Origin of the sequence: Caballeronia arvi (assembly GCF_001544695.2) — a bacterium.
GTDB classification, from domain to species: Bacteria; Pseudomonadota; Gammaproteobacteria; order Burkholderiales; family Burkholderiaceae; genus Caballeronia; species Caballeronia arvi.
The window spans coordinates 1-1,405 of sequence record NZ_FCOM02000226.1 but is presented as its reverse complement, the minus strand read 5'-3'; the positions used below and the strand labels follow the sequence as shown (position 1 = coordinate 1,405).

The following is a 1,405-nucleotide window of genomic DNA, read 5'->3' as shown; positions in this document are numbered from 1 at the left end:
ATCGTCGCCCTCCTTCAAGTCAAGCGCATCGACGACGCTCGCGGGCAGTCGCACGGCAAGGCTATTACCCCATTTTGAGACCTGCATGACTTGCCTCCATTGATACACGTTTTTTTAATTGTATATCCACACGAATGTTTTCTCAAGTTCCGGGCGACTTGTGACCTCCAGACCGCCGAACACTTATTCTGCGTGCGAGGTCTTACACCTGTTTCGTTTGCCGGCCCCCACCCCCGCGCCAATCCGATGCGGTCGACTCGACGCCCACGCCGCGCAGATGAGAAGCGCGTTCCGGCCACGATCCTAGAAGAGTCCCCGGGGCACGAAACGGTCCGACGTGCGAAATGCACATGGAGCGCGTTGCCTGCAGTTGATTGGCGAGCCCTCTCATGTCTGCGATCACGAGGAGAAATCGATTCGCTCAGTGCACTCGGGAAGGGTCTACCATTCCCGACCGACCATGGTTTCGGAAGTTGTGTCCTGGAGCCAGAACGCTTTTCGCGGATTGCCCGATCTACCGAGGCTGTTCGATCACGAGATCTTCCGCCGATCTTGTCTCTGAGTCGCCGCGCAGGGTCATCGCGATTGAGATGCAGATGAGGCCGCAGACGATCAGGAACAAAAAAGCGCCGGTGAATTGGCCTCCATTGGCCGCGATCAAAAATCCCATCGCCGCAGGCGAGACAACGCCCGCGAACTGGCTTCCCATGTTGATGACCCCGGCAGTTGAGCCGCTCGCGTCGGTATCGTCGAACTTCAATGGCAGCGACCACACCGCGATGAAGCCCAGTTTTAGCGAGAACGCGATCAGGGCCTGACATATCAGCACGACCGGCAGCAGTGAGACGTTCAGCATCACGATGAGGCATACCGTACTCACGCCGACCGCGCCAACCAGCAACACCTTCTCGCGCTGGGCGAACCAGCCATCGGCAAGCCATCCGCCCGTCAGCATGCCGAGGATGCCGGCGACGCCGGGCACGGACGCGTAGAGGCCGACATGCAGCAGATCGAGTCCGTGCACCTTCAACAGGTAGGTCGGCAGCCACGAGAGAAAACCCCAGATCAGGACATTGAGCGCAAAGTTGACCGCACAGATCTTCCACACGGCCGCGCTTCGCAGCACGCGGCGCAGTGGATCGCGCGTGACCCTCTCCGATCTGACGGGCGTCGCGACCTTTGGCAGTCCACACGCATAGAGCAGGGACACGGCGAGCCCCGTGAGCGCAACCGCGACGAACATGCCGCGCCAGTTCAACCAGACGGTCATCAGCGCGCCGAGCGCGGGCGCGAGCACGAGCGCCACGGGATTCGACGCCAGCAGCACTGCCTGAATCTTCGAACGGCGCTGCTTCGGAAAGTAGTCCGACAGCGCCCTGAAACTCGCACTAGGAAAGCCCCCTTC

At 60.6% G+C, this 1,405-nt stretch carries 2 protein-coding genes; both read right to left on the bottom strand.

The window, feature by feature from the left end:
• Positions 1-87, bottom strand: an 87-nt coding sequence (locus tag AWB74_RS44520) for an AbrB/MazE/SpoVT family DNA-binding domain-containing protein (RefSeq protein ID WP_143749547.1), incomplete at its 3' end; no start/stop codon positions are given.
• A 427-nt stretch (positions 88-514) separates the two neighbouring features.
• Positions 515-1,405 (bottom strand): MFS transporter (locus AWB74_RS44515; RefSeq protein ID WP_061152796.1); only part of this gene is annotated, 891 nt, incomplete at its 5' end.